Annotated in this window: 24 protein-coding genes; 5 read left to right on the plus strand and 19 right to left on the minus strand. The window is 67.2% G+C overall.

The window, feature by feature from the left end:
- Window positions 1-27: 27 nt before the first annotated feature.
- From ACMX2H_RS08310 to ACMX2H_RS08325, 4 genes are all read right to left on the minus strand, one after another.
- Window positions 28-1080 carry a sulfate/molybdate ABC transporter ATP-binding protein gene (locus tag ACMX2H_RS08310; RefSeq protein ID WP_414960043.1) on the minus strand — a complete coding sequence of 351 codons (1053 nt, stop codon included), beginning with the start codon at window positions 1078-1080 and terminating at the stop codon, window positions 28-30.
- Window positions 1077-1931, minus strand: a complete 855-nt coding sequence (locus ACMX2H_RS08315) for an ABC transporter permease (protein WP_414960044.1) — start codon at window positions 1929-1931, stop codon at window positions 1077-1079. Before ACMX2H_RS08315 ends, ACMX2H_RS08310 begins: the two co-directional genes overlap by 4 nt.
- 83 nt (window positions 1932-2014) lie before the next feature.
- Window positions 2015-2842 carry a molybdate ABC transporter substrate-binding protein gene (gene modA / locus ACMX2H_RS08320; protein WP_414960045.1) on the minus strand — a complete coding sequence of 276 codons (828 nt, stop codon included), beginning with the start codon at window positions 2840-2842 and terminating at the stop codon, window positions 2015-2017.
- A gap of 1 nt (window position 2843) precedes the next feature.
- Window positions 2844-3248, minus strand: coding sequence for a TOBE domain-containing protein (locus tag ACMX2H_RS08325; RefSeq protein WP_414960046.1), 405 nt, complete (start codon window positions 3246-3248; stop codon window positions 2844-2846).
- A 112-nt stretch (window positions 3249-3360) separates the two neighbouring features.
- Here ACMX2H_RS08325 and moaA point away from each other — a divergent pair, with 112 nt between their 5' ends.
- Together moaA and ACMX2H_RS08335 are read left to right on the plus strand one after the other, a co-directional pair.
- Entirely contained in the window at window positions 3361-4461 is a 1101-nt protein-coding gene (moaA, locus tag ACMX2H_RS08330; protein WP_414960047.1) for a GTP 3',8-cyclase MoaA, read from the plus strand.
- Window positions 4462-4833, plus strand: coding sequence for a MoaD/ThiS family protein (locus ACMX2H_RS08335; RefSeq protein ID WP_414960048.1), 372 nt, complete (start codon window positions 4462-4464; stop codon window positions 4831-4833).
- A gap of 172 nt (window positions 4834-5005) precedes the next feature.
- Here the strand turns inward: ACMX2H_RS08335 and ACMX2H_RS08340 are convergent, their stop codons facing one another.
- The 8 genes from ACMX2H_RS08340 to truB all read right to left on the minus strand — a co-directional run bounded on the left by ACMX2H_RS08340 (window position 5006) and on the right by truB (window position 13758).
- Window positions 5006-6520 carry an alanine/glycine:cation symporter family protein gene (locus ACMX2H_RS08340; protein ID WP_414960049.1) on the minus strand — a complete coding sequence of 505 codons (1515 nt, stop codon included), beginning with the start codon at window positions 6518-6520 and terminating at the stop codon, window positions 5006-5008.
- A 97-nt stretch (window positions 6521-6617) separates the two neighbouring features.
- Window positions 6618-7991 carry a M16 family metallopeptidase gene (locus tag ACMX2H_RS08345; protein WP_414960050.1) on the minus strand — a complete coding sequence of 458 codons (1374 nt, stop codon included), beginning with the start codon at window positions 7989-7991 and terminating at the stop codon, window positions 6618-6620.
- A 2-nt stretch (window positions 7992-7993) separates the two neighbouring features.
- Window positions 7994-10234 carry a polyribonucleotide nucleotidyltransferase gene (locus tag ACMX2H_RS08350; RefSeq protein WP_414960081.1) on the minus strand — a complete coding sequence of 747 codons (2241 nt, stop codon included), beginning with the start codon at window positions 10232-10234 and terminating at the stop codon, window positions 7994-7996.
- 311 nt (window positions 10235-10545) lie between these two features.
- Complete coding sequence (gene rpsO, locus ACMX2H_RS08355) at window positions 10546-10815, minus strand: 30S ribosomal protein S15 (RefSeq protein WP_136784120.1); 270 nt, start codon at window positions 10813-10815, stop codon at window positions 10546-10548.
- A 162-nt stretch (window positions 10816-10977) separates the two neighbouring features.
- Window positions 10978-12009, minus strand: a complete 1032-nt coding sequence (locus ACMX2H_RS08360) for a bifunctional riboflavin kinase/FAD synthetase (protein WP_414960051.1) — start codon at window positions 12007-12009, stop codon at window positions 10978-10980.
- Window positions 12009-12482, minus strand: a complete 474-nt coding sequence (locus ACMX2H_RS08365) for a hypothetical protein (protein WP_414960052.1) — start codon at window positions 12480-12482, stop codon at window positions 12009-12011. Before ACMX2H_RS08365 ends, ACMX2H_RS08360 begins: the two co-directional genes overlap by 1 nt.
- The gene (locus ACMX2H_RS08370; protein WP_414960053.1) at window positions 12479-12853 is read right to left on the minus strand and encodes a hypothetical protein; all 375 of its coding nucleotides are present in this window, start codon (window positions 12851-12853) and stop codon (window positions 12479-12481) included. The genes ACMX2H_RS08365 and ACMX2H_RS08370 overlap by 4 nt, the downstream gene beginning before the upstream one ends.
- Window positions 12850-13758 carry a tRNA pseudouridine(55) synthase TruB gene (gene truB, locus ACMX2H_RS08375; protein WP_414960054.1) on the minus strand — a complete coding sequence of 303 codons (909 nt, stop codon included), beginning with the start codon at window positions 13756-13758 and terminating at the stop codon, window positions 12850-12852. Before truB ends, ACMX2H_RS08370 begins: the two co-directional genes overlap by 4 nt.
- A gap of 252 nt (window positions 13759-14010) precedes the next feature.
- On the opposite strand from truB, the gene ACMX2H_RS08380 reads away from it, so the two are divergent.
- A complete protein-coding gene (locus ACMX2H_RS08380; protein WP_414960055.1) occupies window positions 14011-15132 on the plus strand; it encodes a ScyD/ScyE family protein in 1122 nt (373 codons plus the stop codon).
- Between the two features lie 78 nt (window positions 15133-15210).
- Here ACMX2H_RS08380 and rbfA read toward each other — a convergent pair whose 3' ends face one another.
- From rbfA to rimP, 5 genes are all read right to left on the minus strand, one after another.
- Window positions 15211-15672, minus strand: a complete 462-nt coding sequence (gene rbfA / locus ACMX2H_RS08385) for a 30S ribosome-binding factor RbfA (RefSeq protein ID WP_414960056.1) — start codon at window positions 15670-15672, stop codon at window positions 15211-15213.
- Between the two features lie 83 nt (window positions 15673-15755).
- Window positions 15756-18569 carry a translation initiation factor IF-2 gene (gene infB / locus ACMX2H_RS08390; RefSeq protein ID WP_414960057.1) on the minus strand — a complete coding sequence of 938 codons (2814 nt, stop codon included), beginning with the start codon at window positions 18567-18569 and terminating at the stop codon, window positions 15756-15758.
- A gap of 162 nt (window positions 18570-18731) precedes the next feature.
- Entirely contained in the window at window positions 18732-19055 is a 324-nt protein-coding gene (locus tag ACMX2H_RS08395) for a YlxR family protein (RefSeq protein ID WP_414960058.1), read from the minus strand.
- 106 nt (window positions 19056-19161) lie between these two features.
- Entirely contained in the window at window positions 19162-20145 is a 984-nt protein-coding gene (gene nusA / locus ACMX2H_RS08400; RefSeq protein ID WP_414960059.1) for a transcription termination factor NusA, read from the minus strand.
- A gap of 1 nt (window position 20146) precedes the next feature.
- The gene (gene rimP, locus ACMX2H_RS08405) at window positions 20147-20749 is read right to left on the minus strand and encodes a ribosome maturation factor RimP (protein WP_414960060.1); all 603 of its coding nucleotides are present in this window, start codon (window positions 20747-20749) and stop codon (window positions 20147-20149) included.
- A gap of 154 nt (window positions 20750-20903) precedes the next feature.
- Here rimP and ACMX2H_RS08410 point away from each other — a divergent pair, with 154 nt between their 5' ends.
- Complete coding sequence (locus tag ACMX2H_RS08410; RefSeq protein ID WP_414960061.1) at window positions 20904-21953, plus strand: DUF4439 domain-containing protein; 1050 nt, start codon at window positions 20904-20906, stop codon at window positions 21951-21953.
- Complete coding sequence (locus ACMX2H_RS08415; protein WP_414960062.1) at window positions 21950-22957, plus strand: aminoglycoside phosphotransferase family protein; 1008 nt, start codon at window positions 21950-21952, stop codon at window positions 22955-22957. The genes ACMX2H_RS08410 and ACMX2H_RS08415 overlap by 4 nt, the downstream gene beginning before the upstream one ends.
- Window positions 22958-22988: 31 nt before the next feature.
- Here ACMX2H_RS08415 and ACMX2H_RS08420 read toward each other — a convergent pair whose 3' ends face one another.
- Window positions 22989-23789, minus strand: a complete 801-nt coding sequence (locus ACMX2H_RS08420; RefSeq protein WP_136784129.1) for a sulfite exporter TauE/SafE family protein — start codon at window positions 23787-23789, stop codon at window positions 22989-22991.
- On the minus strand, window positions 23786-25585 hold the full coding sequence (locus ACMX2H_RS08425) for a proline--tRNA ligase (RefSeq protein WP_414960063.1): 1800 nt from the start codon (window positions 25583-25585) through the stop codon (window positions 23786-23788). Before ACMX2H_RS08425 ends, ACMX2H_RS08420 begins: the two co-directional genes overlap by 4 nt.
- Between the last annotated feature and the right edge of the window lie 118 nt (window positions 25586-25703).

Here is a 25703-nt window from a genome sequence, read left to right on the forward strand (position 1 = left end):
TGCACGCTTTCACCGGCTTCACCGGCTTCACCGGCGGTAGATCGCTACCTCGGCCGCCTTGACCACAAAGTGCACGCGCTCCCCCGGCGCCAGCGACAGGTCGGAGACCGCTGCCGGTGTCACCTCGGCCGCCAGCCAGCCGGCCCGGACCGTGACCAGGCCGCCGTGCGGCACCAGGTCGGTCACGGTGGCTGCCACGGCGTTGCGCGGGCTGCCGGCCGGGAGATCGGTAAACAGCGCCACGGAGGCAGGGCGGAACGCGGCCGCGGCGGGGTCGCCGGGGCGCAGTCCGGCCTCGGCTTCGCCGCTCCAGTGCACCCCGTCGGAATCCACCAGACCGTTGTCGGTGGCGGTGCCGGTGACCAGGTTGAGGCCCGTCATGCCCGCAGCGAAGGAGCTGCGCGGCCGGGCAAATACCTCGCGCACCGGTCCCTGCTCGACGATCCGCCCGCCCTCCATCACCACCACCCGGTCCGCCAGCAGCAGCGCGTCCAGTGGCTCATGGGTCACGAGCACGGCGCTGCGCCCTTCCAACACCCTGCGCAGCAGCCGGCGCAGGGCCGGTGCCGCGGTGATGTCCAGGGCTGACATCGGCTCATCCAACAGCAGCAGCGAGGGTTCGGCGGCCAAGGCGCGGGCCACTGCCACCCGCTGCGCCTGGCCGCCGGAGAGCCCGGCCGGGCGCCGGCCGGCCAGTTCCGAGGCGTCCAGTTCGGCCAGCCAGTGGCGGGCGGTCTTGTCCGCCTCGGCACGGGAGGCTCCGCGGCTGCGCGGGCCGTAGGCAACATTTGCCAAGACGCTCAGGTGCGGGAACAGCAGCGGCTCCTGCGCCATCAGGCCGATGCCGCGCGCGTGGGCGGGCACCCAGCGGTCGGGTTGCTGCTGCCCTGCGCTGAAGAGCACGGTGCCGTCCAGCTGCGCCCTGCCCCACCCCGGACGCAGCAGCCCGGATATGAGGCCGAGCAGCGTGGATTTGCCGGCACCGTTCGGGCCGAGCACCGCCACGGTCTCCCCGTCGGCTACACGGAAGTCCGCCTCGAATCCGCGGGACGGAAGCCGTGCGGCCAGTTCCAGGCTCACCGGATGCCCGTCGCCAAGGGAAGCCCGGACCGGCGGTGGACCAGCGTCACCACCACGACGGCAACCACCACGAGGACCAGTGACAGCGCCACCGCCGCATCGGCATCGGTTTCCCGCTGCAGGTAGATCTCCAGGGGAAGCGTGCGGGTGACCCCCTGCAGGCTCCCGGCGAAGGTCAGCGTGGCCCCGAATTCGCCCAGGCACCGGGCGAAGGACAGGACCGCCCCGGAGAGCAGCCCGGGCAGCACCAGCGGCAGCGTGACGGTGCGAAGCACGCGGGACGGCCCGGCGCCCAGCGTCGCCGCGGCGGCCTCGTACCGGGTTCCCGCCGTGCGCAGCGCTCCCTCAAGGCTCAAGACCAGGAACGGAAGCGCCACGAAGGTCTGTGCCAGCACCACGGCGGTGGTGGAGAAGGCGATCTCGAGCCCGAGCGCCTCGAAGGTCCCGCCCAGCAGCCCGCGCCGGCCAAAGGTGTACAGCAGCGCCAGTCCGCCCACCACCGGCGGCAGCACCAGCGGCAAGAGCACCAGGGAACGGAGCACCTGCTGCCCCGGAAAGCTGCTGCGGGCCAAGACCAGGGCCATCGGGATGCCCAGCACTATGCACAACGCGGTGCTGGCGGTGGCGGTCCGCAGGCTGAGGCCGAGTGCGGCCAGCGATGCCTCGGACGTGACGAGCTGTGGAAACTCCTGCCAATTCACCCGGGCGGCCATCCCGGCCAGCGGCAGCAGCACAAAGATGGCCCCGGCTGCGGCCAGCGGATAAATCCAGTACGGCACCGGAGCGCGCACCGCCGTCGTTGCATCCGGCGCCGTGGTCACCGTGTCCGGCGCCGCCGTCGTAGTATCCATGGTCTTCGATTCGTCCTCTGCTGGTCCGTCATAGTTCCCCGCACCCGTCTCCAGCCCTTGTGCGGTGTTCTTCCCGCCGGCGGTTACGGTGTTCCGAAGCCGTAGTCCGCCAGCGCTTTTCGCCCCTCCGGTCCCGTCACGAGCGCTACGAATGCCTCCGCGGCGTCAGGATTGGCGCTCTCGGCCAGCCGTGCAATCGGGTAGTCATTGACCGCGGCACCGGCTTCGGCGAAGTCGATTCCTTCGACCTGGCCCTGTGCGTTCTTCACATCGGTCACGTAGACCAGGCCGGCGTCGGCCTCACCCGAGACCACCTTGCCCAGCACATCCGTCACCGATGATTCCTCGCTCACCGCGGGGATCTCGACGCCGGCTTCCCGGGACACCTTCTGCGTGGCCGCACCGCACGGCACCTGCGGGGCGCAGATGACCGTCTTGATCTGCTGGTCTGCGAGGTCGGCCAGCGAGGTGATGCCGTGCGGATTCCGGTCGGGCACCACGATCTGCAGCTCATTCGTGGCAAATGTGACCGGCTCCCCGGCCGCCAGCCCGGACGCCGTGACCGTGTCCATGTTTTCCGGATTGGCCGAGGCAAACACGTCCGCGGGTGCACCGGAAAGAATCTGGGTGGCCAGGTCGGAGGAACCGGCGAAGTTCAGCCGTACCGTCACGCCCGGGTGGTCGTCCTCGAACGCGGCGGCCAGATTGGTCAGCACGCCGTTGAGCGAGGCCGCGGCGAAAACATTCAGCTCGCCGGATCCCGGTGATCCGGACTCGGATGCCTGCTGTGGGTCCTGCCCTGCCGCCGAGCAGGCCGTGGCGGCCAGCAAGACCCCGCCCAGGAACACGGCCACCAGACGGCGGCGGACGGTGCGCTTCGTTGCGTTCCTCGGGGGTGCAGGGTGTCCCATCTCAGTCCTTTCCGAGCGGCGTCTCGACGGCCACCATCGTGGCCTTCACGACGGCGACTGCCACGGAGCCGGGCTCGATGCCCAGGTCGCGCACGGCTTCGGCACTCATCAGCGACACCACGCGGTGCGGTCCGCACTGCATCTCCACCTGCGCCATGACCGTGTCCTGCAGAACCTCCGTCACGATGCCCACGAAGCGGTTGCGGGCCGAACTGCCGATCCCGGTGGGGTCCTGCGGCAGGGCCGATTGCTCCCGGGCCAGGGCGGCCAGCTCCGTGCCGTCCACGGTTGCCCGGCCGGAGGCGTCCTTGTGTTTGGTCAGGGTGCCGGCGTCGAGCCAGCGCCGGACGGTGTCGTCGCTGACGCCCATGAACCGCGCCGCGTCAGAGATGCGAATTTGCGTCATAAAAACGAGTTTAGTTCCTCAAATGAGGAATCCGGTAGGGTCGCCGTCATCGAGCCTTCCCGATAGGCGGAACGGCCCTGCACCAACCGGCTTCCTCGCGTACCCTCGTGGTATGAGCGTTGACTTGGGCATGCCGCGGGTTCCCGGCGCTGCAGCGGCCGCTGCACCTGCGCGCCCGGCCGCCGCAGGCCCCACACTCGTGGACCGATTCGGCCGCGTCGCTACCGATCTGCGGATCTCGCTGACGGACAAGTGCAACCTCCGCTGTACCTACTGCATGCCTGCCGAAGGCCTCGACTGGCTGTCAAAGCAGCAGGTCCTCAGCGACGAGGAAGTGGTCCGGCTGGTGCGGATCGCCGTGGAGCATCTGGGCGTGCGCGAACTGCGCCTGACCGGCGGCGAACCGCTGGTCCGGGCCGGCCTGGTGGACATCATCGCCGCCATCAGGAACAACCACCCGGATCTGCCGGTCTCGCTGACCACCAATGCCTTGGGGCTGGACAAGAAGGCCGCCGCGTTGAAGGCGGCCGGCCTGACCCGAATCAACGTCTCGCTGGACTCGCTGCACCCGGAGACTTTCGCCCAACTGACCCGGCGTCCGTTCCTGGACCGGGTGCTCGCCGGCATCGAGGCCGCGGACGCCGCCGGACTGGGCCTGGTCAAGATCAACGCAGTGCTGATGCGCGGCATCAACGATGCCGAGGCTCCTGCACTGCTGGACTGGGCCGTGGACCGCGGCTACGAACTGCGCTTTATCGAGCAGATGCCACTCGACGCCGATCACGGCTGGACCAGGCAAAACATGTTGGCGGCCGCCGAGATCCGTGCCCTGCTGGAGCCGGACTTCCTGCTCTCGCCGGACCCGCGCGAACGCGACGGAGCTCCGGCCCAGCGATGGGAAGTACGACGGCGGCGCTCCCCCGACGTTGTCGCCGGCACGGTGGGGATTATCGCCTCCGTGACGGAACCGTTCTGCGCCGATTGCCGGCGCACCAGGGTCACCGCGGAGGGCAAGGTGCGCTCCTGCCTGTTCTCGCACGAGGAAACCGACCTGCTGGCCCTGCTGCGCAGCGAGGCGGGCGACGAGGCTGTAGCGGAACGCTGGCGCGACGCGATGTGGGCCAAACCCAAGGCCCACGGGATGGACCATGCAGGACTGGGCGGCGCGGACTTCGTCCAGCCGGACCGGACCATGAGTGCGATAGGCGGATAGATGATCATCCGGTATTTCGGCGCGGCCCAGGCCGCGGCGGGCGTCGAAGAGGAAACCCTGGAGCTGCCCGACGGCACTACCTTGGAGGAGCTGCTGCAGGTAGTCGTGGCACGCCACACTCCGCAGAGCTCGGACCGGGCGGAGAGCCAGGAACGGGTGCTGGCAGCCGCCGCGTCCGGAAGCGGGGCATCGGCTCGAGCCGGGGCGGCCCCGGCGTCAGCGCCGGCACCCGGCCGCTCATCGGCCCCGTCGATGGAGTCGGTGATTGCCCGCAGCAGCTTCCTGCGCAACGAGGTGGCGTGGAAAGACCGGCAGGCGCCGCTGCAGGCAACTGACGTGATTGACATCTTGCCGCCGTTTGCCGGCGGCTAAGCCGTTTGCCGGCGGTTAAGCCGTTTGCCGGCGGTTAAGCCGTTTGCCGGCGGTTAAGGGGCCCCCTCGTCGACACGTTTTCTACGTGGTCTGATTCCTGGTTGGTATGGCAGCGGCCGGGGCCCTGACGGGCTCCGGCCGCTGCCACTTACACGTGCGGTGAAGGGACGGGCTAGACCCTGTCTGCCTCGGGTTCTGCCCTGCTGCGGGTGCGGTCGGCGTGCGAGGATCCGATTTCGTCGCCGGCCTTCCATTCGTCCCAGCCGGGCCGTTCGGCCATGAAGGCCTCAATTTCTTCCTTGCTGGCCTCCAGCTTCGGATCATGCTTCAGGTAATGGCGTGTCTCGCGGGCGATGACTCCGGACAGAATCAACAACCCCACCAGGTTGGGCAACGCCATCAGGCCGTTCATCACGTCGGAGAAGTTCCACACCACCGACAGCGGCACGGTGCAGCCGATGTAGACAACCAGGGCGAAGACCACGCGGAAAGGGGTGACCGCGCGGCGCCCGAACAGACGTTCGGCATTGCGCTCACCGTAGTAGGACCAGCCCAGAATCGTGGAGAACGCGAACATCACCAGGCCAAGGGTGACAATCCAGTGGCCCCACTGGCCTGGCAGTCCATGCATGAATGCCTGTCCGGTCATCAGTGCGGCGGAGACTTGTTCGCCGGTTTCGGGGTCGATTTCCTTCCACGTGCCGGTGGTGATGATGACCAGACCGGTACAGGTGACCACGATGATGGTGTCGATGAAGGTCTGCGTCATCGACACCAACCCCTGGCGCACCGGGTGCGTGGTCTGGGCGGCGGCGGCGGCGATGGCGGCCGAGCCCATGCCCGACTCATTGGAGAAAATACCGCGGGCGACGCCGAACTGCACGGCGATGATGATGGCTGAGCCAGCGAACCCGCCGACGGCGGATGTGCCGGTGAAGGCGTCCGTGAAGATCTGGCCGAGGGCAGCGGGCAATGCGCTGAGGTTGGCCAGCAGGATGTAGAGGGCGCCGAGCACGTAGAAGATGATCATGACCGGGACGAAACCGGCGGTCACCCGGCCGATGGATTTAATTCCGCCCACCAGCACGACCAGGGCCAGCACGGTCAGCACGAGTCCCGTCACCCAGGTCGGCACGCTCCAGCTGTGCTCGACGTTGGAGGCGATCGAGTTGCCCTGGGTCATGTTGCCGATGCCGAACGAGGCGATGAACGCGCAGACGGCGAACATCAGGGCCAGGAACTTGCCAAAGCCGTTCTTGATGCCGTGCTCAAGGTAGTACTGCGGGCCGCCCGACTTTTCGCCGGCAGAATCGGTCCTGCGGTACCTGACGCCCAAGAAGGCTTCACCGTATTTCGACGCCATGCCCAGCAGACCGGTGACCCACATCCAGAACAGCGCACCGGGCCCGCCGATGCCGATTGCGGTGGCTACGCCGACGATGTTGCCGGTGCCCACGGTGGCGGCCAGCGCCGTCGTCAGGGCCTGGAACTGTGAGATGTCCCCTTCGGCGCCGGCGTCCCGGCGCTTGAGCAGGCCCAGCCGGAGCGCAGCGGCCAATTTGATGAACTGCAGCCCGCCCAGCCGAAATGTCAGGTAGAGTCCGGTGCCCAGCAGCAGAGGGATGAGCAGGTAGGGCCCCCACACAATACTGCTGACATCAGCGAGGAAATCAGAGACGTCTTCCACGTGTTTTTTCTCCAGAGGTAGTATTTACGTGACCGGAGTCACGCACAGATCCTCTGCAGTCTAAGTGCCGTGGGACGCACAGTCCCGGACCGTTCGCTCAGCGGCCGAAATCCTGCGCCGAGTGGAAGGGACCGACGACGGTGATGACTCGGGGCGCGGCCGCCAATTCGGCCGCGAGTTCGCGGACCTGCTCCACGGTGACCGCCTTGATCCGGGCGAGCGACTCGTCGATATCCAGGAACTCCCCGGAGACCAGCTCGGCGCGGCCCAGCCGCGACATCCTTGAGCCGCTGTCCTCCAACGCCATCACAATGCCGCCGGACAGTTGGCCGACGGCGCGGCGCAGCTCGTCGGCGGTAATGCCGTCTGCCGCAAGCCGGTCCAGTTCGGCACCGAGCAAGTCGATCACTTGGCCGGTCTTGGCCGGGGAACACCCGGCGTACATGCCGAAGTAGCCGGCGTCGGCGTATGCGCCGGAGAAGGAATAGGTGGCGTAGGCCAGTCCGCGCTTCTCCCGGATCTCCTGGAACAGCCGGGAGGACATGCCGCCGCCCAGCACCGCGTTCAGCACGCTCATCACGAAGCGGCGTTCATCGGTGGCGTTGATGGACGGGCAGCCCATCACGATGTTCGCCTGCTCCACCGGACGGCGGTGCACATAGGTGCCGGCCACCGGGGTGACGGCTGCTGCGGCGGTCTGCCGCCGCGGCACCGGCACGGCGCCGGGTTCAAGGTGCCAGCCGGCAGCTTCCAGCGCGGCGAGCACCTGGGTGCACACCGTGTCGTGGTCCAGCCCGCCGGCCGCGGTCACCACCAGCTCATCCGGCCGGTAGTAGCGCTGGTAATGGGACCAGACCGAGTCGCGGGCCACGGCTTTGATCGCTTCGGGGGTGCCACCGATCGGCCGGCCCAGCGGATGCCCGCCGAGCACTGCCTCAACAAATTTTTCGTGGCTCACATCCGCGGGATCGTCATTGTCCATGGCGATCTCTTCGAGGATGACTCCGCGTTCCTGCTCGAGTTCCTGCGGATCCAAGACCGCGGACGTGATCATGTCAGCGATGACGTCGATGGCCATCGGCAGGTCCGAATCGAGGACCCGGGCGTAGTAGCAGGTACTTTCCTTGGCCGTGGCCGCATTCGATTCGCCGCCGACTTCGTCAAAAGCGGACGCGATGTCCAATGCGGTGCGGCGTTTGGTGCCCTTGAAGAGCAAATGCTCCAGGAAGTGGGTCGAGCCGTGTTGGCCCGCGGCTTCATCCCGCGAACCGACACCGACCCAGAAACCAATCGTCGCCGACCGTTGGCCGGGCATTGCTTCGGTCAGCACCCGCACTCCGCCGGGCAGCACCGAGCGGCGCACGATGGCGCCGCCCGGTTCGCCGTGGATCAGCGTCGGGTCAGACCCGCCGAGCTCGGTGGCATCGGCATGCTGCATGCTGCCGGCCAGCGGCAGGGCGACAACGGCCATACTTACTCGGCCGCGGCCTCTTCGGCTGCCGCTTCTTCAGCTGCAGCCTCCTCGGCGACCACCGGAGCCAGCGACAACTTGCCGCGGTCGTCGATCTTGGTGATCTCGACCTGGACCTTTTGGCCCACCGACACCACGTCGTCGACGTTGTCCACCCGCTTGCCGCCGGCCAGCTTGCGCAGCTCGGAGATGTGCAGCAGCCCGTCCTTGCCCGGGGTCAGCGACACGAACGCACCGAAGGTGGTGGTCTTCACGACCGTGCCCAGGTACCGCTCGCCCACCTCGGGGACCTGCGGGTTGGCGATCGCGTTCACTGCCGCGCGGGCAGCCTCGGCGGCCGTACCGTCGGTGGCGCCGATCAGGACCGTGCCGTCATCTTCGATGGAGATGTCCGCGCCGGTGTCTTCCTGGATCTGGTTGATCATCTTGCCCTTGGGGCCAATGACCTCGCCGATCTTGTCCACGGGGATCTTGACCGAGATGATCCGCGGGGCGAATTCGCTCATTTCGTCCGGACGGTCGATCGCGGCGTTGATTACGCCGAGGATGTGCAGCCGGGCCTCGCGGGCCTGCTTCAGCGCGGCGGCCAGCACGGAGGCCGGGATTCCGTCGAGCTTGGTGTCCAGCTGGATGGCCGTGACGAACTCCGAGGTACCGGCGACCTTGAAGTCCATGTCGCCGAACGCGTCCTCTGCGCCCAGGATGTCCGTCAGCGCGGCGTAGCGGGTTTCGCCGTTCACCTGGTCGGAGACCAGGCCCATGGCGATACCGGCCACCGGAGCCTTCAGCGGCACACCGGCGTTGAGCATGGACAGCGTGGAGGCGCAGACCGAGCCCATCGAGGTGGAGCCGTTGGAGCTGAGGGCTTCCGAGACCTGGCGGATGGCGTACGGGAATTCTTCACGCGAGGGAAGCACCGGAACCAAGGCACGCTCCGCCAGTGCGCCGTGGCCGATTTCGCGGCGCTTCGGCGAACCCACACGGCCGGTTTCACCGGTGGAGTACGGCGGGAAGTTGTAGTTGTGCATGTAGCGCTTGCGGGTGACCGGCGACAGCGAATCGATCTGCTGTTCCATCTTCAGCATGTTCAAGGTGGTGACGCCCAGGATCTGGGTTTCGCCGCGCTCGAAGATGGCCGAACCGTGGACGCGGGGCAGGACTTCCACTTCAGCGGTGAGCTTGCGGATGTCGCTGAGGCCGCGGCCGTCGATGCGGACCTGGTCGGTCAGGATGCGCTGGCGCACGACCTTCTTGGTCACCGAGTTGAAGGCTGCGGAGATTTCCTTCTCCCGGCCGGCGAATTCGGCGGTCTCGGTGCCGGCGAGCTGAGCCAGGACCTCGGCCTTGAAGGCGTCGGCGGCGTCGTTGCGCTCCTGCTTGTCGGCGATCGAGAAGATCTCGGTCAGCTTGGCAGCGGCGGCGGACTCGACGGCGGCGAAGACGTCGTCCTCGTAGTCCCGGAAGATCGGGAACTCGACGGTCGGCTTGGCGGCCCGCGCGGCGAGATCGGACTGGGCGTCGCAGAGCGCGCGGATGAACGGCTTGGACGCCTCCAGGCCCTCGGCCACAACCTCTTCGGTCGGGGCGGTGGCGCCCTCGTCCTTGATCAGGTTCCAGGCGTTGTCGGTTGCCTCGGCCTCGACCATCATGATCGCGACGTCGTCACCGGCAATGCGGCCGGCCACGACCATGCTGAACACGGCGCGTTCCAGCTCGGAGTGCTTCGGGAAGGCCACCCACTGGCCGTCCACCAGCGCCACGCGGACGCCGCCGATCGGACCGGAGAAGGGCAGGCCGGACAGCTGGGTGGACATGGACGAGGCGTTGATTGCCACGACGTCGTACAGCACGTCCGGGTTGATCGCCAGCACGGTGACCACGATCTGGACCTCGTTGCGCAGCCCCTTGACGAAGGCCGGACGCAGCGGACGGTCCATTAGGCGGCAGGCCAGGATCGCTTCCGTGGACGGACGGCCTTCGCGGCGGAAGAACGAGCCCGGGATGCGGCCGGCGGCGTACATGCGCTCTTCCACATCGACGGTCAGCGGGAAGAAGTCGAAGCCTTCGCGCGGCGACTTGCCCGCCGTCGTGGCGGAGAGCAGGGCGGTGTCTTCGTCGATGTAGACCATCGCCGAGCCGGCCGCCTGCTGGGCAACACGGCCGGTTTCAAACCGGATCACGCGCTGGCCGAAGCGGCCGTTGTCAATGACCGCTTCTGAGAACTGAATTTCGGGACCCTCCAAGAGAGTCACCTCCGTTTCTTCGAGTGAGCGGAGGCTGCCGGTATCTGCCCAGACCTGCCGGCCGTTGCACGGCCCGCCTGCCTGTACGCCACCCGGTCTTCGATCGAGACCTACGGGCTGTCCAAGGGACGTCCCGGAAGCCACTACCGAGGACCGCGAATGCCGCGATACCGGAAGTCTCCAGTTGATGTAGTTATCGCCCAGCGGTGTCCCGCTGGCCGTCTCCTACCGCGCCGGTAGGGCGAGGTAGGAAAAAAGCGGCTCTTCTGTTCGCTTGTTGCGATGAACGGAAGAGCCGCCTCCTTCACTGACTAGCGGCGCAGGCCGAGGCGCTCGATGAGCGAACGGTAGCGCGTAATGTCGGTTTCACGCAGGTAGGTGAGCATACGACGGCGACGGCCAACCAGGGCCATCAGGCCGCGGCGGGTGTGGTGGTCGTGCTTGTGCATCTTCAGGTGTTCGGTCAGGTCGGAGATGCGACGGGACAGAACAGCGATCTGTACCTCGGGGGAACCCGTGTCGCCCTCGTGCGTGGCGTATTCCTTGATGATTTCCTGCTTGAGCGCGGCGTCCAATGCCACAATAACTCCTAGAAGTTGTGCCGTGAGGCCCGAGTCAGCACTTCGCTGCCGGGGGCTCCGTACCATCCGCCGGCAGCCAGAGACTGCCGGACGCCGAGCACAGAGGGATACAGCCGCCACGGACCGCAGCCGAATCCACCGGCAAGTTTACCTGTTGCGGACTCAGTCTGTCGAAAGCAGGCTGCGCGTACGCGCCACGTCGTCGTGCATCTGGGCGATCAACGCCTCGGGGCCGGTGTAGGCCACCATGCCGCGGAGTCGCTGCACGAATTCGACCACGACCTGCTGGCCGTAAAGATCGAAGTCGTCGGTGCTGTCCTCCGGCCGGTCAATGACGTGCGCCTCAACCCGGCGGCTGGCACCTTCGAACGTGGGGTTCGAGCCCACCGAGATGGCGGCCGGCCATCTGGTGCCGCGCTCATCCACGAGCCAGCCGGCGTACACGCCGTCGGCCGGGATCAGCCCGGAGGAATGCTTCGAGAGGTTGGCAGTGGGAAAGCCGAGTTCGCGCCCGCGGGCGTCGCCGTGCACCACCTCGCCGCGCATCCGGTGGGTCCGTCCCAGCACCTCGGCTGCCATGGCCACATCGCCGGCGGCCAGTGCCTCGCGCACCCACGACGACGAGCAGCGCCGGCTGCCGTCGGAGCCGCCATCCGCATCTGCTTCGTATTCCTCAACGACCTCGACGGCGAATCCGAATTGCCGCCCGAGTTCCTGCATGGTGCTGACATCGCCGGCGTTGTCCTTGCCGAAGCGCGTATCGTGTCCGATCACCACGGCCGTTGCGCCCAGGGTCTCGACGAAAACGTTGCGGACAAATTGCTCGGGGGTCTCGCCGGCCAGTTCCAGCGTGTAGGTCATCATCAGCAGGCCGTCCAGACCGCTGGCTGCCAATGCCTCGACGCGGTCTTCCAGCCCCATGATCAGCTGCGGGGCCGCGTCCGGCCGGTGCACCTGTGAGGGATGCGGGTCAAAGGAGATGGCGACGGCCTGCGCCTCGCGGTCGGCAGCCGTCTCCACCAGCCGGCGCAGCACCTGCTGGTGGCCGCGGTGCACGCCGTCGAAGTTGCCCAGTGTCACCACTGATGGACCAAAGCCACGGGGTACGTCGGCCAGGTCTTTCCAGTAGTGCACAGTGAACTCCTCGTTGATTGGGCCTTGAGCGGTTGCGGCCCCGCGCCGGGCCCCTTCCATTATGGACGATCTTCCGCGGGCTTCTGCCCGGCGCCCGGTCGGTGCAACCAGAGCCACCAGAGACCGATCACTGGTAGCAGCAACGGGACATAGCCGTAGCCTTGGCCAAAGCCGGACCACACGGTGTCCTGCGGCAGCAGTTCCGGGTCCAGCAGGCTGAGGAGTCCCACGGCGACGACGCCCAGGAGTTCGATGCCCACCGCGGCCACGGACAGCCAGTAGGAGCGGATCCCGGACTTGGCCAGCGTAATGGTCGCCAGGATGTACACCAGGGCGGCGAAGGCGGAAAGCAGGTAGGCCACCGGGGCTTCGTCGAACTTGGTGGCGATCTGGTATCCCGCCCGCGCGGTGGCGGACAGCGCAAAGACACCGTAGACGGCCACCAGCAGGCGGCCGAAACCGGTGGCCCGGCGTGCCACCTCGTTGGTGTCCTGCCCCCGCTGGACTTGCTGTTGCTCCCTGCCCGTGTTCATACGACGATTGGTCCGTCCCAAATCTGTTCCATCCTTACCAACATCACGAAGACCGTCACGGCGGCGGCGCCCAGCACCAGATTGCTCCACCGGCTGCGGTCAGTGATCGACCACCAGAAGGCCGCCACCGGCACCAGCAGCGCGGTGATCAGATAGCCCCAGAATTCCCAGGTCTCCCCGGCGACGTTTTCTCCGGAAGCCTGCCGGATGATGCCGGCCACGGCGTAGACCAGCAGAAACAACTCCACCGCGGCCAGCGAGAGGATCGTAATGTCATTCGGACCGTGCTTCAGGATGGCCGCGACCACGCAGATAACGGCCGCCAGCAACGTCACCACGATGCCTGCAATGAAGAATCCGTCGAACATCATTTGTCTGCCGCCTCGTTTCCCGGTGCGAAGACGAGCAGCGGCTTGGCTTGCGAATCGGTGTCCTCCAGCAGCGCTACCAGCGACCCGTCCGGGGCGAACGCCGCGGTAGCGCCGGCGGCTCCCCCGGCCGGAATCCGCCGGCCGTGCGAGACGTCGTCGGCTTCCGCGGCACTGAGTTCACGGGCTGGGAACAGCTCCCGGGCGGCCTCATTAAGGGCCGTCAGCTGAAGGTTGTCTGCCAACTGTTCCAGGGTAGCTGCGTCTTCAATCCGAAACGGCCCCACCCGGGTCCGGCGCAGCGCGGTCAAATGACCGCCGACCCCCAAATGCTCCCCGAGGTCGCGCGCCAGGGCACGGATATAGGTGCCCGACGAGCATTCGACGGTCACGTCCACATCCTGCACCTTCCCGCCGCGCTCCCGCCGGATACCGTGGATCTCGAACCGGTGGATGGTGACCGGCCGCGCCGGCAGCGACACCTCCTGGCCGGAACGGACACGGGCATAGGACCGCTGGCCGTTGACCTTGATGGCCGAGACACTGCTTGGTACCTGCTGGATGTCACCGGTCAGCGCGGCGACGCCATCACGGATTTGTTGTTCAGTCACGGCCGCGGCGATGGTTTCTGCAGTGATATCGCCTTCGGCGTCGTCAGTTACCGTCGACTGGCCCAGGCGGATGGTCGCGTCATACGTTTTGCTGGCACCGACTATGTAGGTCAGCAGTCGCGTTGCCTTGTTGACACCGATCACCAGGACGCCGGTGGCCATAGGGTCAAGGGTGCCGGCATGGCCGACTTTTCGCGTTCCGGACAGCCGGCGCATGCGCCCAACCACGTCATGGCTGGTCCACCCCTGCGGCTTGTCGACAAGTATCAGTCCAGAGTGGAGCAGGCCAGAAGTCACGCCTTTCAGTATATGGCGTCCCGGGTGCGGGTCGGTTCTCCGGGTTTAAAGCATGAATCGTTGACAGCCCCCGTCGGCCGGAATAGCTTGACCTCACTGCGTGCCGCACTCGGCCTGAGGGGAACATCAGCAGGGGGAAACAACAGGCTGGGCACAGTCGCCTTTTTTGGCATCACTTGCGCTTTACTCCAGTCATTCCACCGAACTGCGAGACATCTGAGGTGCCCCGCGGCTTCTTATAGGAGCTCATCCGTGAACAAAAGAAGACTCTATCTTGCCCTGCCCTTGGTGCTCGGCTTGTCGCTCAGCACTGGCTTGGCGCCGGCATCGTCCGCCGACCGCAACAGCCACAAACCACCCGCGACCGCCACGCTTGCCGACGGCTTGCTGTCCCCCTTGAGCCTTGCTGCTGGCCGGCACGGACTCTACGTAACCCAAAACTTCGCCGGCATCTTGAACAAGGTCAAGTCGAACGGCGACCCCAAAGTGTTGCACAGTTCCGGCGGTCCCGAAGTCGGATCCGTCTCCCTCTACAAGGACACCGTCTACTTCTCGGAAGGCGCCGGCGGTATGGACGGCCAGCCGAACGAACAGTGGATCAAGTCGCTGGAAAATCACCGCAAGGCCTCGCCGAAGAAGATCGCGGACATCGCCGCCTATGAGGCCAAGCGGAACCCGGACGGCCGGATCACCTACGGGTTCCGCAATGTCCGGGATCAACGGTGCCTGGACCAGATCCCCGAAGGAATCCCGGGGAAGTACAAAGGCCAGGTTGACTCCCATGTCTACGCAACCGCCGTCGACAAGCGCAGCATTTACGTGGCCGACGCCGGCGCCAACGCGATCCTGAGGGTGGACAAGCGCAGCAAGCGGGTCAGCACCGTGGCGGTACTGCCGGCGACCTCCGTCCGCATCACCGCAGTCATGGCCGCGGGCATGGGCCTGCCGGACTGCGTGGTTGGCGAGAAGTACTACCTGGAGCCGGTGCCCACCGATGTGGAGTTTGGCAAGCACGGCTGGTTGTACGTCACGTCGCTGCCGGGCGGACCGGAAGACGGGAGCATTGGTGCGCTGGGCCGGGTGTATAAGGTCCACTCCGGATCCGGCAAGGTGGTACAGCTGGCCAGCGGCTTCTCCGGCGCCACGAACCTGGCCGTCAGTTCGCGGGGCGACATCTACGTGGCGGAGATGTTCGGCAACAAGATTTCCGTGGTGAAGAAGGGGTACCACAAGCCTCGGACATTCCTTGAGGCGACTGCCCCCGGTGCACTCGAGATTCACGACAACCGGCTCTACGCCACGACGCAAGCCTTGCCCGATTTCACCGGTCAAACACCCCCGGCTGGAAAGATCCTCAAGATCAAGCTGCGCTGACGGCCCTCAGCGGCATAAAAGACAACGGTGGGCCACCCGCGTGCAGCAGGTGGCCCACCGTCGTCGTGCAGTGGTTGGTTACTCCGGGCGCGGCCCGCGGGCCGACTCGTCCTCGTCTTCGTCGGCGGGCTTGCGGTACGGATCTTCGCCGCCGGCAAAGGCGGCTCCTTCGGCCATCGCTGCCACTTCGGCGTCCTTGGCCTTTGCGGTGCGCAACAGTTCCTCCAGATGGCTGGCGTTGACCGGGATTTCGTCCGGGACGAACTCCAGCGTGGGCGTCAGCCGTGCGGTGATGTTGCGGCCCACTTCCGCCCGCAGGATGCCCTTGGCGGATTCCAGCGCCTTGCGGGTGCCATCCTGCTCTTCGTCGGTGCCGAAGACCGTGTAGTAGACGGTGGCGTGCTGCAGGTCGTTGGTCACCCGGGCGTCAGTGATGGTCACAAACCCGAGGCGTGGGTCCTTGACCCGGCGCTCAAGCGCTTGGGCCACCACGACCTTGATCCGGTCGGCCATTTTGGCGGCGCGTGCTGGGTCTGCCATAACCCCTCCTCAATTCTGATGATGATGGCGGAAGAGCGGGCGCCCGGCGGCGATGCCACCAGACGCCCGCTGCAAGCCGACTGCTAGACGCGCGGCTTTTCGCGCATTTCGAAGGTCTCGATGATGTCGCCTTCCTTGAGGTCGTTGAACGACCCAAGTCCGATACCACATTCGAATCCTTCGCGGACCTCGGTCGCGTCGTCCTTGAACCGCTTCAGCGAGTCGACGGTGAGGTTGTCACCGATGACCTTGCCGTCCCGGCTGACCCGCGCCTTGGAATTACGGCGGATCGTGCCCGAGCGGACGATGGAGCCGGCGATGTTTCCGAACTTGGAGGAACGGAAAATCTCGCGGATCTCGGCGGTGCCAAGCTGCGCCTCTTCGTACTCCGGCTTCAGCATGCCCTTGAGCGCCAGCTCAATGTCATCAATGGCCGCGTAGATGACCGAGTAGAAGCGCATGTCCACGCCTTCGCGCTCGGCCAGTTCCGCCACCCGCTCGGCCGGCTTCACGTTGAAGCCGATGATGATCGCGTTGTCCACGGTCGCCAGGTTGACGTCGTTCTGCGTGATCGCACCGACGCCGCGGTGGATGACCCGGAGCTGGACGTCCTCGCCCACATCGATCTTGAGCAGCGAGTCTTCCAGCGCCTCCACGGCACCGGACACGTCGCCCTTGAGGATGAGGTTGAGGGTGTCGACCTTGCCCTCGGCCACAGCCTTGTCGAAGTCTTCCAGGCTGATGCGCTTGCGGCGCTTGGCCAGCGCAGCGTTGCGGTCAGCGGCTTCGCGCTTCTCGGCAATCTGGCGGGCGGTACGCTCGTCGTCGGTCACCAGGAAGGTGTCGCCGGCGCGCGGCACCGTGGACAGACCCAGCACCTGGACCGGACGCGACGGTTCGGCTTCGGTGACGGACGCGCCGTCCTCGTCGAACATGGCACGCACACGGCCGTGGGCGCTGCCGGCAACGATCGCGTCGCCCACCCGCAGCGTTCCGGACTGGACCAGCACGGTTGCGACCGCACCGCGGCCCTTGTCCAGGTTCGCCTCGATCGCGATGCCGCGGGCGTCCTTGTTCGGGTTGGCCCGCAGGTCCAGCGCAGCATCCGCGGTCAGCAGCACGGCCGAGAGCAGGTCGTCGATGTGCAGGCTCTCGCGGGCCGACACGTCAACGAACATGGTGTCGCCACCGTATTCCTCGGGAACCAGGCCGTACTCGGTCAGCTGGCCACGGATCTTCTCCGGGTTGGCGCCGTCCTTGTCGATCTTGTTCACCGCGACGACGATCGGCACGTCGGCCGCCTGGGCGTGGTTCAAGGCTTCCACGGTCTGCGGCATGACGCCGTCGTCCGCGGCCACCACCAGGATGGCGATGTCGGTGACCTTCGCGCCGCGGGCACGCATGGCGGTGAACGCCTCGTGACCCGGGGTGTCGATGAAGGTGATCTTGCGATCACGGTCGTCGTGCTGGAAATCGATCTGGTAGGCACCGATGTGCTGGGTGATGCCGCCGTGCTCGCCTTCACCGACCTGGGTGTTGCGGATGGCATCCAGCAGTCGCGTCTTACCGTGGTCGACGTGGCCCATGACCGTAACAACGGCCGGCCGCTTCTCCAGGTCATCTTCGCCTTCGGCCTCAAGCTCTGCGTCGAGGTCGATGTCGAACGAGTCAAGCAGTTCGCGCTCTTCGTCCTCCGGGGAGACAACCTGGATCTTGTAGCCCAGTTCCACGCCCAGCAGTTCGAAGGTGTCTTCGTCCAAGGACTGGGTGGCCGTGGCCATCTCGCCAAGGTGGAACAGCACGGTGACCAGTGCTGCCGGATTCGCTTCGATCTTGTCGGCGAAATCGGTGATGGAGGAGCCGCGGCGCAGCCGGACAACGGTGTTGCCGTCGCCGCGGGGTACCGAGACACCGCCCAGCGACGGTGCGCTCATCTGCTCCAGTTCCTGGCGCTTGGCGCGCTTCGACTTGCGCTGCTTGCCGCGACCGGCGCCTCCCTTGCCAAAGGCACCCTGGGTACCGCCGCGACCGCGGCCGCCCTTGCCGAAGCCACCGCCGGCCGGCGGTCCGCCGGCACCGGGACGGCCCGGAGCGCCGCCCGGGGCACCCGGACGGCCGGGAGCACCACCGCGGCCGGCCGGGGCCGGGCGCTCGGTGCGGTTAGGCATCATGCCGGGCGTCGGGCGGGAGCCGCCGGCGCCGCCGGGACGCGGAGCACCCGGACGGGGTGCACCGGGGCGCGGAGCACCGGGACGGGGTGCGGCTGCGCCGGGACGGGGTGCGGCCGGACGCGGGCCACCCTGGCCTGCGGCAGGACGCGGCCCACCCGGGCGCGGCATGCCCTGCGAGGTGGCAAACGGGTTGTTGCCCGGACGCGGTGCGCGCTCGGCATCGCGGTCGCCGCCACGGCCGCGGGGCATGCCCTGCGAGGTGGCAAACGGGTTGTTGCCCGGACGCGGGCCACCGGGGCGCGGGGCACCCGGGCGCGCAGCGGCGGTGCCGCCGGGACGGGGTGCAGCGGATGCGGGCTTGGCCGCCGGAGCTTCAGCCGGTGCTTCGGCAGCAGGAGCTGCCGGGGCGGGCTTGGCCGGTTCTGCGGCCGGAGCCGGGGCCGGTGCTGCCGGAGCCGGGGCAGGAGTCGCCGGTGTTGCAGCCGGGGCTTCCGGTGCTGCCTTCGCAGCAGGCTTCGCGCCAGGCTTGGGAGCTGCCTTGGGGGCCGCCTGCTCGCTCTTCGGAGCGGCGGCGGGGAATGCGTCGCGAAGCTTCTTCACGACGGGTGCCTCAATGGTGGATGAGGCGGAACGGACGAATTCGCCCAGTTCCTGCAGTTTGGACACTGCGTCTTTCGAGGTAATACCGAGCTCTTTTGCCAGCTCGTGTACGCGGACCTTGGCCACATTTCTCCTGTCTCGGTCCGCACGAGGCAGGGCTGCCGGGCACGAACCGTCTATTTCTTGCTGCGGCTTTCAGCAGAATCGGCTGAAATACCGCGGGCGGAGCACAATGAAGTACTCATCACTTGGCACTCATCGGGTTTCCATCAGTTTTCTGACCCGCTTTCAGGTTGGACGGTTGGTGTGACGAGGTCCCGCCGTGGCGGCCTCGTCGTGAGCACGGAGCTGGTCTACAACGGCGCTGCTGTCGACTTTGGCCCGGAAGGCCCTGCCGAAGGCATGCCGCTTGACTGCCAGTTCCACGCATTCCGGTTCGCGGTGCATCCAGGCACCGCGTCCGGGCCTGCGGCGGACAGGATCGACGACGACGGTGGCAACGCCACCAATTTCCTCGACTGCCAGCCGCAGCAGAACGGCCTGATCTTCCCGGCGCCGGCAGCCAATGCAGGTCCGCTGGGGCGGCGCGGCCTCGAGGGCACGCTGCTGCATGGGTTTGTGACTGTCGGGAAACCCGGCCATGGATATTCTACCGCTTCCAGTGCCCGGCCAACGAACCGAGCGTGTTTCAGGCGCGTGGCCTGGTGGGTCTTCGCTTCTACCGCCGCTGTTCCGCGGTGGCGGCGTCCGAGACGATATCGATCCGCCAGCCCGTCAGTTTAGCGGCAAGCCGGGCGTTCTGGCCTTCCTTGCCGATGGCCAGCGAGAGCTGGTAATCCGGTACCACCACGCGGGCGGAGCGGGTATCGGCATCGGTGATGGTCACCGAGCTGACCCGCGACGGCGACAGCGCACTGGCGATGAACGTCGCAGGATCCTCGCTGAAGTCAACAATGTCGATCTTCTCGTCGTGCAGCTCGGTCATCACGGCGCGCACGCGCGAGCCCATCTCGCCGATGCAGGCGCCCTTGGCGTTCAGTCCGGGCACATTGGCCTTGACGGCGATCTTGGTGCGGTGTCCGGCCTCGCGGGCCAGGGCCACGATCTCCACGCTCTTGTCCGCAATCTCGGGAACCTCGAGTTCGAAAAGCTTGCGCACCAGCCCGGGGTGTGAACGGGACAACGTGATCGACGGTCCCTTCATGCCGCGGTGGACATCCACCACGTAGGCCCGCAGCCGGGTGCCGTGCTGGTAGCTCTCCCCCGGCACCTGCTCGGGCGGCGGGAGCAGCGCTTCCACGGTTCCCAGATCCACCTGGACCATGTGCGGGTTGTGGCCCTGCTGGATCAAACCGGAGACCAGTTCGCCCTCCTTGCCGCGGAATGCGCCCAGCACGTTGTCGTCCTCGGCGTCGCGCAGGCGTTGCAGGATGATCTGGCGCGCAGTGCTCGCGGCGATCCGGCCGAACCCGCTGGGCGTATCGTCGAACTCGCCCACCACGGTGCCGTCGTCGTCCACCTCTGCGGCCCAGATGGTCACATGTCCGCTTTTCCGGTCCAGCTCGGCGCGGGCACGCTCGATCGAGCCCGGAGACTTGTGATAGGCCACCAGCAGAGCCTGCTCGATGGTGGGGATCAGCAGGTCCAGCGGAATTTCGCGTTCGCGCTCAAGCAGCCGCAGGGCGCTCATATCGATATCCATCTCAGGCCTCCTCCTCGTTCTCCAGCTCGCCGTTGGTCTCGGCAGACAGTTTTTCCAGTACTTCTTCTTCGTCCAACCGCGCAAACTCCACTTCCACCTTGCCGGAGCGAATGTTCGCGAACTCCACCTGGACCGGTTCCCCGGGGCGGGGCTTCATGCCCTTTTTCGGGGCTTCTTCCGGCCGCATGGTCACGCCGTCGGCGCCTACGTCCAGCACGCGGCCGGTGAAGTCCTCACCGGCCACCAGCTTGACCTTGACCAGTCTGCCCACGTTCCGGCGCCAATGGCGCGGCTGCGTCAGCGGCCGGCTTAGGCCTGGCGAAGAGACCTCCAGGCTGTAGGGCCGGCCGTCGTCCTGCGGGTCCTCATCCAGAGTCTTGGAGAGCGTCTGTGAAACTTCGGCGATGGCGTCCAGCCCGACGCCGCCCGTCTGGTCCTCGGGCAGGTCGACGATGACATGTACGGTGCGGAGGGCTCCGGCAACCCGGATCTCAACGTCCTCGAGGAACAATCCGTGGGATTCCACGGCCTGTTCCAGCAGCTCTTTCAGGCGTGCGGCTTCCGCGATCGTGTCGGTACCGGATTTCCCTCCGGTAGTGGGCACGCCGCCTTGATTGCGCCGCTGGGCCATGCTGTCTCCCTGTTCTGGTGAGTCTGACTTCTAGACTAGCGACTTTACCGTGAGTGGTGGCCTCCCGCCGCCAGCAACTGCCCCCGCCGGTGCAGCGGACGCCAAACCCGTGACATCATCATCAGTTGTGGGATCTACTTCAAGGCGCCGGGACGGCGGACCAGCCACGCTATCCCGGGCCTGGCGCCGGGTGCCGCTGCTGTTGTTGACCGCTGCGCTCGTGGTCAGCACCGGGACCGTGGTGGCGAGCATCACCGCGTCGGCTCCGCCGCCGAGCACCACGGAGCAGGCGCGCTTGGACGCCTTGGCAGGGCTTGAGGGCCTGGCGGCTGCCTTTGAGAAGCACGACGACGGCGACTCCCCCACCGCTGCCCTGCTCCGCAGCCAGGCCGACCTGCTGACGCTGACCACGTCGTGGCCCTCCGGCTCCCCGGCGGCCGCTGAAACCACCGAGGTTCCGTCCGCCGCCGGCCCCGACGCACCGCCGGCCCCCCAACAGCCCGGAGCCGAGGATCTGGCCGAACTGGCCGGCAGCTTGCTCGCCGACGCCCGCGAGACTGACCCAGGACTCGCCCGGCTACTCGCCTCGATCGGTGCATCCCTCTACGCCCAAGCGCAGACGCTGCCGGGAGGAACCGCGGTGGCGCCACCGTGGGAAGATCCGGAAATACCGCTGGAACCCACCGGTTGTCCTGCTGAGGCGCCCACGGAGGACGAAAGCGGGCCGGCAACGCCCGCCTCGCCCACGACGGCGGAAGCCATCGCCGTCGTCGTCCTCAGCCAGGAGCGCCTGGCCTACGCCTATGAAACCGTGCTGCCGCACCTGGCCGGCGCGGACCGTGCGGCCGCCGCGGCCAGGCTCGCCGCCCATACCGACTCCGCGGAACACTGGCGATCGCTGGCAGTGGCCGAGTGCCTCGACCTGCCGTTGCCCGAACCGGCCTACCCCTTGGGCGACGAGTTCGCCAGCGACCCGCTTCCCGCGCTGGAGGATGCCGAAGCCGCCGCCCTCGCCCCACTGGCCGACCTGGTCGCGCTCAGCGATGGAACAGTGCGGGAACACGCGGTGGCCGGGTTCGCCGAGGCTGCCACGGAACTCGCCGCGTCAGCCGGCGAGGTGCTGCCGGCACCGGGCCTGGACGACGAGCTGCGGGCCGCTCCCACCACTGCCCCGTGAACGCCGACGTAGACCTGCCCCCGGGGCTGCGCCGCAGCGCGGCCGGATCTGCTGCAGGCCGGGACTGGCTGCGAGGCTTCAACGACCTTTATGCCGGGATCATGCGGGACTGGAATCTACAAGCTACGCCCGGCGGCCCGTGGTTCGGCCAGACCGCGGCGGTCTTCCCCGTGCTGGCGCCCGATGGTGCTGCTGCGGTCCTGAAGCTGACTGTTCCGCATCCCGAGGCCGCCGGCGAAGCCCGGGCCCTTGCGCTTTGGGACGGCCGCGGAGCCGTCCGGCTGCTGGCCGATCGCGGCCCCTTCGTGCTGTTGCTGGAACGCCTCGATGCCGGCCGGCCGCTCTCGGCCGTCCCGCTGGGTGACACCGTCGGCATCTGGGGCGGACTGATGCGCCAGTTGCAGCCGTCCCCGGCCCCAGCTTCAGCCCTGGCCCCGGCCCCGGCCCCGGCCCCGGCAGGCAGCTTCGACCAGGTCTCGGCCTTGGCGGAAGAATGGACGGACACCCTCCCGGCCCGTTGGCTTGAACTGGGCAAGCCCTTCCCCACCTGGCTGCTGGAGTGCGCCTTGGAAGTCTGCCAGGTCCGTGGCAGCGTTGGCCGGCGGGAGGACCGCGACGTCCTGCTGCACAGCGACCTGCACTACGGGAACATCCTGGCCCGGCTGGACTTCCCGGACCGTTTTGCCGCCATTGACCCCAAGCCGCTAATCGGCGAACCCGAATTTGCCGTCGCGCCGATGCTCTGGAACCGGATCGCCGAGTTGTCTACCGCCGATGCCGGCCGCCATCTGCACCGCCGCTGCGTGGAGCTGGCCGAAGCGGCAGGACTGGACCCGGAGACCGCCCGCGAATGGGCGGTGGCGCGCGAGGTGGACAATGCCCTGGACTACCTGCAGACCCGTTCGGCTAGTGACGCCCTGCGGTCGCTCTGGGTCGCGTCCACGCTGGCCGGCAGGACCCTGCCGGATCTTCCGCCTGCGCATGCCTTGCCGGTACCGGCCTGAGCGGTTGGCCCGAGCCTAGGGCCGGCACTGCTCAACGGCCGAGCACGTTCTCCTGCAGCACGTCATAGCCCAGCTTAAGAATCAACGCGGCGACGACGAACAAGAAGACCACCCGGATGAATTTGCTGCCCTGCGTGACGGCCATCCGCGCGCCGACGTACCCCCCGGCCATGTTGACCAGGCCGAGCACCAGCCCGAGTCCCCACAGCAGCGCGCCGCTCGGCAGGAAGAAGGCCAAGGCGCCCAGGTTGGTCGCCATGTTGACGATCTTGGCCTTGGCACTGGAAGCCAGGAAGTTGTATCCCAGCAGTGCCACCATCGCGATGATCAGGAACGAGCCGGTGCCGGGCCCGATCAGTCCGTCATAAAAACCGATGACCAGACCGATTCCCGCCGCGGCGCCCAGGTGCCGGACGCCCTGGTACCGCAGCCGCGTCAAGGTACCGGCCGTTGGCCGCAGCGCGGTGAACACGGCCACCGCGATCAGCGCCACCACGATGATCGGTTTGAAGACCTCGGCCGGCAGCACGGTGGCCACAATGGCTCCGCCGAAACTGCCGGCCAGCGCTACGCCTGCCATCGGCAGGGCGGTTTTCAGATCCGGATGCGCCCGGCGGTAATAGGTCACTGCGCTGGTGGTGGTGCCGAAAATCGACCCCATCTTGTTGGTGGCCAGCGCCTGGACCGGGCTGATCCCGGGAACCAGGAGCAGGACCGGCAGTTGGATCAGGCCGCCGCCGCCCACCACAGCGTCCACCCAGCCCGCAGCAAAGCCACCCACCACCACGAGGGCGAGGGTGGCCAGCTGCAGTTCTTCGAGTCCGGAAATCACTTCCCGGCGAGGGCAGCCAAGTGCGCGGCCGCCATGCCCACCGGCACGTTTTCGGCCTGGCCGGTGGACCTGTCCTTGATTTCGACGACGCCGTCGGCCAATCCCCGGCCAACCACCACGATGGTGGGCACACCGATCAGTTCGGCATCGGAGAACTTCACGCCCGGGGAGACCTTGGGCCGGTCGTCGTAGATGACCTCGATGCCGGCGCCGGACAGCTCCTCGGCCAGCTTGTTGGCCGCCTCGAAGATCTCCTCGCCCTTGCCGGTGGCGACAATATGCACGTGGGCCGGGGCCACATTGCGGGGCCACACCAGGCCCTTGTCGTCGTGGTTCGCCTCGGCCAGGGCCGCCACCGCGCGGGTGACCCCGACGCCGTAGGACCCCATCGTGACGGTAGCGAGTTTGCCGTTGCGGTCCAGGACCTGCAGTCCCAGCGCTTCGGCGTACTTGCGGCCGAGCTGGAAGATGTGGCCCATTTCGATACCGCGGGCCGCCTCCAGCGGACCGGAACCGTCGGGCGCCGGATCACCTTCACGGACCTCGACGGACTCGATGATGCCGTCCCACTGGAAGTCGCGGCCGGCCACCAGCCCGAACACGTGCTTGCCGTCCAGGTTCGCGCCGGTGATCCAGCGCGAGCCCGGCACCACCCGGGGATCCACCAGATACAGCAGACCGGTGGCGGACTCGGTTCCCAGCACCGCGGCGTCCAGGCTTTCGCCGGGCCCGATGTATCCCTTGACCAAGCCGGGGTGCCGCTTCAGGTCGTCCTCTGTGGCGGCCTCGACCTCGACCTCGCCGCCGATCGGCAGGAAGGCGCCGATGTTCGCCTCGACGCGCTTGAGATCGACGGCGCGGTCGCCGGGCACCCCAATGACCACGACGATCCGCTCGCCGGTGGGCAGTTTGACCGCCAAGACGACGTTCTTCAACGTATCGGCCGCAGTCCATTCCGCGTCCGTGCGCGGTGCCAACTGGTTGGCCGCAGCCACCAGGGTCTCGATGGTCGGCGTGTCCGGAGTGTCCTTCACCTCGGCAGCTGGCGCGTCCACGTAGTCGATAGGTTCCGGCGCCACGGTGGTGACGGCCTCGACGTTCGCAGCGTAGCCGCCCGGAGAACGGACGAATGTGTCCTCACCGACCACGGTGGGATGCAGGAACTCCTCGCTCTTGGATCCGCCCATGGCGCCGGAGGTTGCCTTGACCGTCACCACTTCCAGGCCGAGCCGCTCGAAGATCCGCAGGTAGGCGCGGCGGTGCGCGTCGTAGCTGATGTCCAGGCCCTCGTCGTCAATATCAAAGGAATAGGAATCCTTCATGATGAATTCGCGGCCGCGCAGCAGCCCGGCGCGCGGGCGGGCCTCGTCCCGGTACTTGTTCTGGATTTGGTACAGGGTGACGGGCAGGTCCTTGTACGAGGAGTACAGGTCCTTGACCAGCAGGGTGAACATTTCCTCGTGCGTGGGTGCCAGCAGGTAGTCCGCACCCTTGCGGTCCTGCAGCCGGAACAGCCCCTCGCCGTATTCGGTCCAGCGGTTGGTCGCCTCGTACGGTTCACGCGGCAGCAACGCCGGGAAGTGCACTTCCTGGGCACCGATCGCGCTCATCTCCTCGCGGACGACCGCCTCCACCTTGGCCAGCACTTTCAGCCCCAGCGGCAACCAGGAGTAGATGCCGGGGGCGGCGCGGCGGATGTACCCGGCGCGCACCAGCAGCTTGTGGCTGGCCACTTCGGCGTCTACCGGGTCATCGCGCAGGGTGCGCAGGAACAAGCTGGACAGGCGAAGAACCACTGCAAGAATCCGTTTCTCAAGGCTTGGGCCAGCACCGGCCCGCGAAAACAACTGCCTTCTAATCTACTGGCTCGGCGCGCATGCTTGCGACCAGCGGCGGCGTACCGCAATTTGTCAG

The sequence above is a fragment of the Arthrobacter sulfonylureivorans genome (genome assembly GCF_047607445.1).
Taxonomy (GTDB): Bacteria; Actinomycetota; Actinomycetes; order Actinomycetales; family Micrococcaceae; genus Crystallibacter; species Crystallibacter sulfonylureivorans_A.